The 9,878-nt window shown below is 57.6% G+C and carries 7 protein-coding genes and 3 pseudogenes; 9 read left to right on the forward strand and 1 reads right to left on the reverse strand.

Annotation, left to right across the window (positions count from 1 at the left end):
- The 3 pseudogenes from SGJ19_13860 (at position 1) to SGJ19_13870 (ending at position 2,078) form a co-directional block, all read left to right on the forward strand.
- A pseudogene (locus SGJ19_13860) lies at positions 1–242 on the forward strand (transposase).
- A 329-nt stretch (positions 243–571) separates the two neighbouring features.
- Positions 572–1,082, forward strand: a pseudogene (locus SGJ19_13865) (hypothetical protein).
- Between the two features lie 291 nt (positions 1,083–1,373).
- Positions 1,374–2,078, forward strand: a pseudogene (locus tag SGJ19_13870) (manganese catalase family protein).
- A 74-nt stretch (positions 2,079–2,152) separates the two neighbouring features.
- On the opposite strand, the gene SGJ19_13875 reads toward SGJ19_13870, so the two are convergent.
- Positions 2,153–3,268: a catalase family protein gene (locus SGJ19_13875; protein MDZ4781336.1), complete on the reverse strand. Its 1,116-nt coding sequence runs from the start codon at positions 3,266–3,268 to the stop codon at positions 2,153–2,155.
- A 624-nt stretch (positions 3,269–3,892) separates the two neighbouring features.
- On the opposite strand from SGJ19_13875, the gene SGJ19_13880 reads away from it, so the two are divergent.
- The 6 genes from SGJ19_13880 to SGJ19_13905 form a co-directional block, all read left to right on the forward strand.
- Positions 3,893–4,984, forward strand: coding sequence for a PDZ domain-containing protein (locus SGJ19_13880; GenBank protein ID MDZ4781337.1), 1,092 nt, complete (start codon positions 3,893–3,895; stop codon positions 4,982–4,984).
- Positions 4,985–5,159: 175 nt separating this feature from the next.
- Complete coding sequence (locus SGJ19_13885; protein MDZ4781338.1) at positions 5,160–5,432, forward strand: GlsB/YeaQ/YmgE family stress response membrane protein; 273 nt, start codon at positions 5,160–5,162, stop codon at positions 5,430–5,432.
- 247 nt (positions 5,433–5,679) lie between these two features.
- Positions 5,680–6,951: a phospholipase D-like domain-containing protein gene (locus SGJ19_13890; GenBank protein MDZ4781339.1), complete on the forward strand. Its 1,272-nt coding sequence runs from the start codon at positions 5,680–5,682 to the stop codon at positions 6,949–6,951.
- A 189-nt stretch (positions 6,952–7,140) separates the two neighbouring features.
- The gene (locus SGJ19_13895) at positions 7,141–7,668 is read left to right on the forward strand and encodes a hypothetical protein (GenBank protein MDZ4781340.1); all 528 of its coding nucleotides are present in this window, start codon (positions 7,141–7,143) and stop codon (positions 7,666–7,668) included.
- Between the two features lie 384 nt (positions 7,669–8,052).
- Positions 8,053–9,051: a hypothetical protein gene (locus SGJ19_13900; GenBank protein ID MDZ4781341.1), complete on the forward strand. Its 999-nt coding sequence runs from the start codon at positions 8,053–8,055 to the stop codon at positions 9,049–9,051.
- A gap of 531 nt (positions 9,052–9,582) precedes the next feature.
- On the forward strand, positions 9,583–9,878 hold a 296-nt coding region (locus SGJ19_13905), incomplete at its 3' end, for a YhjD/YihY/BrkB family envelope integrity protein (GenBank protein ID MDZ4781342.1).

Consider the following 9,878-nt stretch of genomic DNA (forward strand, 5'->3'; position numbering starts at 1 on the left):
GTGAGACCTACGGGCGACAGCAAGGCACGGCCTACAACGGGCACTTTGAATGCACCTGCTACCATCCGCTATTTCTGTTCAACCAGTTCGGCGACTTGGCATTGGCCATGCTGCGGCGTGGCAACAACGCCAGCGCAAAGTTCTGGCGACGGGTGTTGCTGCAAGTGATCGAGCGGTATCGCAAGTACGACATCCCGAAGTTCTATCGTGGTGACGCCGCGTTTGGCATCCCCGAGTTGTACGCATCATGCGACGCGAGAATGGCGCAATCCGTGAAGTGGAAGTGCTGGACGTTGCGCACAGCGACCAAGTGGAGCCAGTCTACAACCTCATCCTCGGCAATTCGGAAATGTTTTGTGCCGGCCAATTCCTGGCAAGAAGCGAACCGCCTGCGCCTAGTAGACGATGACGGTCGGGTCAAACTGATACATGAACCTGGTGGTTACCGACCAAAAAGCTCGTCACGACGAATCGTAACGATGGCGAGTCGCCTGCTGCCGGAGATTGAACAACATCGCGCCGTGTTGGAGCGACCGTTGGTTCGGCTGGAGAGAGTGTCAATCGGCGCTTCATAACGGTGCAAACTGCCGCGCAAGCTACCCAAATCGTGGAACGTCTCAAAACTGCTGGCTTTACGGGAAGCGATATTTCCGTTTTGATGCCCGATAAATCGGGCACCAAAGAATTCGCGGTGGACAATCAAAACGAAAGCGCCGGAAGGGGCCACCGTTGGCGCCGGAACAGGGGCTGTGCTGGGCGGGGGGCTCGGTTGGCTGGCGGGAATTGGCGCACTGGCCATCCCGGGCCTCGGTCCTCTGATTGCGGCCGGTCCCATCATGGCCGCACTTACAGGAGCGGCCTTGGGCGGCACGGTCGGTGGACTGACGGGGGCCCTGATCGGCAAGGGCATCCCGGAATATGAAGCCAAGCGCTACGAAGGAAAGTTGAAGGGCGGCCATGCGCTCGTCTCTGTGCATTCAGAAGACGCTGCGGAAACCGACCGCGCCAAGGAAATCTTTGAAGAGGCTGGCGCTGAGGATGTTTCCACCTCCACTGAGCCGTCGACCAGCATTGTTCGTTGAAGCGAGAACGCTATGCAGACAAAGAGAACCGTCAGGTCCGATGGCCTGACGGTTCTTTTGCTTCCTTCCGAATAAGCGGGATCGAGCGGAAACACTGTGAGATTGTGTCTGTCGCATGGTAACGGTTCGATTAAGTGTCTTGTGCAAGGAGGCGTTGCGAAGCAGGCGCAGTGGAACGCATGCAACGGCCTTTGGACTGATGTTCTGCCAAGCAAAACCTTATAAGTGTCGCCGTGCGGAAATAGGTCAATGTCTCGAACCAACTTCACCCAAACTCTGAATTGAGACAGCATGTATCATCACGTGAAGAAGCTCATGTACACGGTGCGGGTCGATCATCCCGATCCGAAATTCGGAAACATGTTGCTGGAACAGTTTGGAGGCGCCAATGGGGAGTTGGCGGCCGCCATGCAGTATTCAATTCAGGGACTGAACTGCGATGATCCGGAGCGCAAGGACTTGCTCATGGACATCGGTACTGAGGAGCTCAGTCATCTTGAGATCGTCGGCGTTCTCGCACGTCTTCATCTGAAACCGATGAAAACCGATCGGGAAGCGGCTGAGGCTGACCCCCTAGTCGCGATCGCGGGCGGCGGCGGCGTCACACTTTGCAATTCCATGGGAAACGCTTGGACGGCGGATTACCTGAAAGTCACCGGAGAACTGGATGTCGACCTGCGCAGCAACATTGCGGCGGAGGCTCGGGCCAAGATTGTCTATGAACGCCTGATCAATTTCTGCGATGACGCCGGCACGAAGGAAGCGCTGCAGTTTTTGATGACTCGTGAAATCACACACATGAAGGCGTTCATGGCCGCACTGGAAAGCATGGGCAAGCCTGCGTTGTCGATTGGCAAGATCCCGCCGACAGATGGCGTTGTGGACGAGTTCTACAACGATTCGACTGGTAAAGGCGACAATGGTGACGTCGATGCCCGCGGTCCTTGGAATCAAGGGAATGGTTGGAAATATGTCGATTCGCCAGCCATGACGGCTGCGATCCAAACGGCTAATCGCCACCGTGGTCGTTAGGCTGTGCCACGCACTTAGATTGAGAAGCTGTGGGCAGTTCACTTTGAACAATCAGCTGCTTGTCCTTCGTCGCAATCGGAGTCTTGCCCGGCCGTGGTAATGGCTACCGCCTGCTGACGCCGCCAGGAGGAAGAAATTGCGTAGGCACGGTGGCGAACGCGGTTGATGCCCCCCAAAGGACGATGCTTGACCAAAGCGTGCCAAACGGTGAATGAGAGATTCCGAAATGCAGCTTGCTGACGCAGCAGCGCGATTTCCTGGCGCGGCAGCAGCAAGTGAGCGACAGTTCGATACGGGGATTCGCTTTCCGGCCATTCGACGCTGGCGTCTTCAATGGGCATTGTGTGCTCGGAGGTGCGAAGCTGCATCTGGAATTCGAACAGCACCTCCTGCGTTCGCAGCGTTCCTTCGAGCGACAGCTGCATCGCATCGGCCTCGGTAGCCAATTGCTTGACCAGTTCAAGATAGGAGTCTTGGCGGTCCCCCGCCGGCTTAGCCCGGTATTTGGCAACGAAGTTGCCGAACCTGATTGGCGCCATGCTGAAGTAGATGTTACTTGCCGGGCGCGCGGGAAGTTGGCCCGCAATTTGAGCGATCGTTAGCATCTCCCGCCAATGCCAGTGCAACGGGTTCCATTCTCCCCCAGTCAGGGCTTCGCGCAGTGTCGCAACCGAATTGTCGTCAGCCTGCGAGACGATTTGCTCTAAGCGCAGATAGTCCTTGACATTCCGGGCAAAGAACACCGGGTGGTTGATCATTACAAAATCCTGCGTCGGGCTTCTTTCCCCGTTCACCGGCAGCATGTCACCAGCCACGCCCAATACTTTGATCGCCATGCCTCGACCGTCCGGAATCGCATCGGACTGGGGTTGGCTGGCCGCGTTCGAAAAACGTACCACTGCCGGGTAGACGCCGTCGTGCTCGAATAGTCCCTGCGCAAGTTCCTGAGGCAAGTTCGGCAGCACCCGGAGTTCCCCTTGGGCGTAGCCGTGCGTTTTGACATGTACGTCGGCCCGGAATCGGCCGGTCTTGGCGTGGCTGCGGGCTAAAATCAGCTCTAATGCCTGAATGACTCGCTGGATGTCGGCCGCCTCTTCCGGCGGGATCGTTTCGACATCATCCGTATACGAGAGAGGGCGATTGGGATGGGCCATTGGAATCGCCTCGAATGATTGCAGAGGAACGCTCCATCATCATACCCACTTGATGACGATCCGTGAGTATGAGTAACGGCGACATTGCCTGGCGGCCGCTTCAGGCATGGCGATCACTCCGTGCCTGGTATGCCAGTAGGAATCATTCCGAGGTTTTCTGCTCGATTTCCAGTTTCAGATCCGCTTGACCAGGCCCCCCCCCTTGAAAACTTCCACGTCGGTCAGCGAAAGACACTTCCGCCGGCAGACGACGACGCTGCACCAACGGAGTTGACGAATAGTACTGCGGCGCATCAAACGGTACATCGCGTCACAATTACCGGGGACGTTTTCCGCCCTCGGTCGCAATTGGCTCAGCTGCCGCCTTCCTGCCCTTCAAGCTGGTTCGTTAAGCAACGGACGTCGCCGAACCGTTCTACGCAAACATTGCGAACGGCTAGAGTCACTACTCGGCGATTCATCGATTCTCCTCAAACTTGGCCACTTTTGTGGCAATAGTGCTTCTTGGCACTAAACATGCCACGTAAGCATCTTCTCAGTCGTCGGTGAATCGCATTCTTTGCCTCGAAATCGTTCGGACCGTTCCGCACGCGAGAGAGGCTGTCAGAAAAGGAAAACCAGGAAATGAGATTGCAAGTATTAGGGATTTCGTTGATCGCCTTGCTTTGCTTCGGGCTCACGCGCGGAGCGGCAGCTCAAAGTGACGCGGGGGGCGAAGGTAGCGCTGGTAGTGGCAGTGGACAAGGCGCACCGACCGCTGGGAACAGAGATGCATCCCAAGGAAGTCAGCAGGATGGCGGAGCTTCATCGAGCGCGCAACCGAATACAACGCCCGTCGCACCCAGCAACGCCAACGATCTGAAACCAACGACGGGGAGTGATGAGGCGCCCCTATTCGATGACGCGCAGAATCTGAACGACTCTGACACCGATGACAATTCGACGACTTCGAACCGCGTTCCTGCAGAAGGCCGCTCACCTGCGAGTATCGCCACCGACCGTTATCCCAACACGGATACGCAACGTGGCGATTCAGTTGACAGAGAATCGACTCGCGCTGGAAACGCTGATTCAGCGATGTTTCCTCAACGCGATGGTCGAGCGGACCAGGGCCAGGGGAGAGGCTCGGCTCGCAACGGCCGACGCAGCGGAACTCGCGGCCGGTATCGCGGCAGCAATTTCAACGACGACGCGGTTCAGAATGGGACTCTGAATCAAGGCGACGTGAATACCGCTGACCAAGCTGATTCCTACGGGACCCGTGGATGGCTGGGCGTCCACTTTACGCCTGACTATTCCGGTAACGGCGCACGTATTGACAGGTTGGCACAATCAAGCCCTGCCGGGCGCGCCGGCTTGCAATCGGGTGACGTGATCGTTTCCTTGAACGGCCGGCAGATTTCTCGCTATCAAGAAGTCGTTGACGGGATCGGGCGACTGAATCCGAATGCGACGGCGCAGATGTACGTCTCACGTGACGGGCGCCGGATTCCCATCGATGCCACGGTGGGTACCCTGCGACAAGCCGGTTTTCGTGGAGGGACGACCCGCTCAAATGAAAACTACGATGATGATGAAATGTCGACGGTGACCCCGGAGCGGTCTTCGCCGGACTACCACGGACAGGGAGGCCGAGTCGACCGCCTTGAGCAGCAGTTACTTCAGCTGCAAGAGGAAGTGGAAGCTTTGCGAACTCAATTGTCGCAAGCACGCTAACCAGGTTCACGAACGGACGCTCCAAATATGCGTTCACTTCCGCATGGGCATCGCGGGAGTGGACGCCTTGTTTGCTAGAGCTTTTCGATCTTTCGCGTAACGGCGCACAATCATCTCCTCAATGCGTGGGTTGCTACGTATCCCACGTGAAGGCCCTTTTTTCTGGGAGCGACAAATGTTTGGATTTCTCTGGTGGCTGATCATTGGTCTTGTGGCCGGCGCATTGGCTCGCTTATTGGTTCCTGGCAGGCAGCCGATGGGCTTGGTCGTGACCATGGTCCTCGGCCTGATCGGGTCGTTGATCGGCGGATTCATTTCTTCCTTGCTGTTTGACTACGACGCGCGCGATCCGGGCTTTCACGCGGCCGGATTGGTGATGTCTACAATCGGCGCCGTCCTGGTGTTGGCCCTTTATCTGTGGGGGACGCGAGGCCGCAATCTCTCGTAAGTGGCGTGGCGGTGATGACTTGGACGTTCACGGAGTGTTCAACTGAATCGACGTTAGGGAAGTTGACTTCGGTTGGCAGAACGTAGGTGGATTTCGCCGCAGCAGCGCTTTGTCCGGTGGAATAGCATTCACCTCGATGCAGAATGGCCTCTTGCTCCAAGACCGGGACCTTGGAACATCGCAACTTGAGTCGGCGAGTTCATCCGCCCGGGCCGGACTTCTTCTATCTCAACAGATTGCTTCCGATATGTACTCGCTGCTCTTGGTCCTGGTCACCATCACGATCACGGTGGGGATCACGTTGTTCGCGTTGAATCTCACCGCCGGCGAGAAGAACCTGAAATACAACATCCGCACCAGCTACGGCGTTAAGGATCCCCAGTTTCTGCACGTCATGGGACAGCTCTTGGGCCCTCCGCTCGTTGCCGGAAACCGTATTGTGGGGCTGCTGAACGGCGATCAGATCTTTCCGGCGATGCTGACCGCGGTTCACAAGGCTCAGCGAACCATTTGCTTTGAGACCTACATCTATTGGTCGGGACAGATTGGGCAGGAATTTGCGGATGCGTTCTGCGCCCGGGCGCGAGCAGGCGTCAGAGTCCATGTGCTCCTCGATTGGCTGGGCAGTGGGAGGATCGACACCGCGATTTTAGACGCTATGAAAGCGGCGGGCGTCGAAGTCGAGCGGTATCGGCCGCTGCGCTGGTACAGCCTCGCGCGGATGAATCATCGCACGCATCGAAAGCTCTTGGTTGTCGATGGCGAAATTGGCTTTACCGGGGGTGTCGGAATTGCCGACGAATGGCTCGGAAACGCTCAGTCGCCTCAGCAGTGGCGCGATTCGCATTTTCGACTGGAGGGACCCGCTGTCGCACAGATGCAGGCGGCTTTCATGGACAACTGGATGAAGACCAAGTCGACGGTGCTTCATGAATCCGAGTACTTTCCGCAGTTGAAGCCCGCCGGCGAATCGTGGGCCCAAGTCTTCAAGAGTTCATCCCGCGAAGGGAGTGAGAGCGCTCGATTGATGTATCTGTTTTCCATTGCCTCGGCGGAGCAGAGCCTCCGTCTGGCAAACGCCTACTTTGTGCCAGATAATCTGGCCATTGATGCTTTGTTGGCCGCAAGAAGGCGCGGAGTTGACGTTCAGATCATTGTCCCGGGAAAGCACACGGATGAGCCGCTGGTGCGCCGCGCCTCGCGGGGGCGATGGGGACGCCTGCTGGAGGCCGGCGTCCAAGTCTTTGAGTTTCAGCCCACCATGTATCACTGCAAGGTAATGGTGGTCGATGGCGTGTGGACCTCAGTCGGATCTACCAACTTCGACAGTCGCTCCTTCCGACTCAACGACGAGGCGAATTTGAACGTTTTTGATCGGGAATTCGCTGCCCGCGAGATCCGCAACTTCGCAGATGACCAAGATCGCTCGAAGCAAGTGACTTTAGCAGAGTGGCAGCGCCGTCCTGTTCGCGAAAAGGCGGCCGAGTTTCTGGCTGGGCTCTTTCGGTCGCAGCTCTAGTTTACTAGCCATTGCGCGACACCATTGCGGTGTTGCGCCCCCAACCTGAACGCGGCGAGATCAATATCTCTAGCGTCTATGGCGTGATTGGCCCGCTATTCCCGGCATAGCGTTTGCTTCAACCGTTTCTGATGCATGCATTCCGCGTGTCCCTTGAATCCTCGCAATTAACCGAAAGGCAGACTTAGCATGGAAAAAACGATCGACGCGGCAGCGCGACGCAATACCGAGCACGACTTAAATCCTGACCCGATTACCGGTGCACCGGGCGCCCATCCTGTCGGTGCGGGAATCGGCGCAGCAACTGGCGGCATCGCAGCTGGCGCCGCGGTTGGAGCGGTCGCCGGGCCCATCGGGGCAGTGGTGGGGGCCGTAGTGGGCGGCGTAGCCGGAGGCCTCGCTGGCAAGCGTGTCGCAGAAGCGATGGATCCAACGGTGGAGGAAGCGTATTGGCGTGAGCATTTCACTTCACGTCCTTACTATACGCAGGAAGCTGCCTTCGATGATTATAGCCCCGCCTATCGCTATGGCTGGGAAGCGCGCGGACGGGGCGAGCATCGTTCCTGGAGTCACGCTGAGTCTGACCTGGCAATCGGATGGGAAAAAGCACGCGGGAATTCCAAGCTGGGCTGGGAAAAGGCGAAACTCGCCGCCCGCGACGCTTGGGAGCGCGGAGAACGTGCCTTGCCGGGAGACTCCGACGGCGACGGACGCTGAGAATTTGCTGCATTGGAGAGGGGAATGGAAGCCCCTCATTGAAATTCTCGACGCTACCAATTGCCCCTGGACTACGATTCGAAGCGTCGAATAGTCGCGAAGTTGCAGGCGGTGTCGAGGTGGGATTTTCTGACGGCCGGACTGAGGTTGCCGTTTAGCAGCGGGGCGAATGCTGCTGTGCCCTTGAATCGTACCAATTCTCTCATGGGAAGCCTTGTCATGCGTTCGTTCTTGCCTCTCGCGCTCCTTGTTTTTTTGCTGCTAAGCCCGTCGTCAAGCTACGCTCAACCGAGGCAGACTGGTGCCGCGACCGCTTCGAATCCAGCACAATCGGTACGCAGTTGGTATATCCGGTTTCTTAGTCGCGAGCCCGATCGGGTGGGGATGCGCACTTGGACCAACGCGCTGCGCGATGGTGACGACTCACGCGACGTATTGGCACAAATTCTCGGGGGCGGGGAGTACTATTGGCGTGCTGGAAGCACGGAACAAGGCTTTGTCGAGACACTTTGGCTCGACCTCACGGGCGTGGAGCCGGACGCTCAGCTGTCACAGGACCTGCGGCGGATTGTGCAGCGTGATGGTCGAGAACACGGTGCGCGGATCATTCTCGAAAAGGCGGAAACCAGTGGGAGTGAGCAAGATAACGGCGAGGTTGCGGAATGGCGACGTCAGGTGGAAAGCGAAGCAGAACAACTGACTTTGGCGCTTGAACAGCTCGAGGAAGATGTGGTAATCGAGCTTACAGGAAACGAAGAGCGCAAAGTCTATGGCGAAATTGAAAACTACCTGGCCCAACTGGATCGCTTCGTAGCCAAAGTGCGTTCGCCAGCGAACAGAGACCGATTGCAAGAAGAATTTCGTGACATTGACGAACGCCTCCACGAACTCGCATCCAATCTGCAGAGGCTTATAGGCGAGCATCGCAGTCTGTCCGTGCATACACGGCAGGTGATGCGAGCTGATCGTCGCATGCATGCAGTCGTCTACCAGGGCACAACTCGCAACGAAGATCAACAGCGGCAACTCTTGCGTCAAGCGGAACTCTTTGGCGAAGAGCTGAAGGATCTCCGACGCACGGCAAAGTACGCGTTGAGGAATGCAGAATCCTCCCAAGCACTAGACGTACACCTGGATGAGTTGTGCGCAGCGGCGGAGCACCTGGTTCAAAGTGCCCAGGCCGACGCGGATCTAGGGCATCTGCGCGCGGACTTGGCGCCAATCAGCCAAGGTTGGGAACTGACCGTGGATCTACTCAACAACATGCCGCCCCGCAGCCACCTCTTTCTGCGCCGACAAGCGCAACGCGCCGACACTGCAATGGATCGGCTGGAGGAGATGCTCAACGTAGAGGGCGATCGCCACCGTGTCTATGTTCGGTAGCGCGGCAATGCGTCACGATGCGGCAAAGCTCTCTGCACGGGCTGCCTCAATGAACGTTCATTTAGTGAAGAAATGGAACCGGAGTCGAAGTCTCCGCTGTGGTATAATGCCGCGGGCGACCCACTATCGCCCCGGCCCGTTGCAGTTCCTTGGCGGGAACCCTGCGACGGGCTTTTTTTGTGACGTACGTGGGACGGTCGCATAGACAAACGTGGGCTTCGCGCCGTTTCCCGCCGCCACACTGAATAAGCATATCGTGCTCAATGGCATTCTCAACTCCTAGCTTGACGGTCTCGCGTAACAACGGTTGCATGGCTCCGTGAATGGCGCAACCTCCTCCACAGTAAACTCGATCCTCTCAGCGGCGTGCTCCAAGCGTCGGCAACTCGCTGCATGCCGCACGGGTTGGGCACGCAGCATTAACGTCGGGCCAGCGCAGGGAAGGCCATCATGATACGAATTCGAGGCAAAGACGTGTGGCCGGTGTTTCGCGGGGCGTTCGTGGAATGGAACCAGGATAAGGTTCCCCGGATGGCGGCCGCCATTGCGTTTTACACGCTTTTTTCGCTGACACCGATCGTTATTATCTCGGTCGCGATCGGCGGCTTCTTCTTCGGTCGTGAAGTGGCGCTTAACGAAGTAGTGCGGCAGGTGAGCTTCCTCGTCGGTCCCGCCGGCGGCGACGCGATCGACATCCTGGTGAAAAATGCCCCGGACCAAGAAGCCAGCGTCGCGGCCGTGATGTTTGGCGTTTTCATGATGCTTTTTGCCGCGACGGGCGCATTCGCGGAACTCAAAGATTCCATGAACACGATTTGGGAGGTTCA

Source organism: Planctomycetia bacterium, assembly GCA_034440135.1.
Taxonomy (GTDB): Bacteria; Planctomycetota; Planctomycetia; order Pirellulales; family JALHLM01; genus JALHLM01.

What these genes read in the sequence shown, in the direction of transcription:
- SGJ19_13895 (MDZ4781340.1), top strand. Translation starts at nt 7,141, where the DNA reads ATGGAAAAAACGATCGACGCGGCAGCGCGACGCAATACCGAGCACGAC.
- SGJ19_13875 (MDZ4781336.1), bottom strand. Translation starts at nt 3,268, where the DNA reads ATGGCCCATCCCAATCGCCCTCTCTCGTATACGGATGATGTCGAAACG.
- SGJ19_13890 (MDZ4781339.1), top strand. Translation starts at nt 5,680, where the DNA reads ATGTACTCGCTGCTCTTGGTCCTGGTCACCATCACGATCACGGTGGGG.
- SGJ19_13885 (MDZ4781338.1), top strand. Translation starts at nt 5,160, where the DNA reads ATGTTTGGATTTCTCTGGTGGCTGATCATTGGTCTTGTGGCCGGCGCA.
- SGJ19_13900 (MDZ4781341.1), top strand. Translation starts at nt 8,053, where the DNA reads ATGCGCACTTGGACCAACGCGCTGCGCGATGGTGACGACTCACGCGAC.
- SGJ19_13880 (MDZ4781337.1), top strand. Translation starts at nt 3,893, where the DNA reads ATGAGATTGCAAGTATTAGGGATTTCGTTGATCGCCTTGCTTTGCTTC.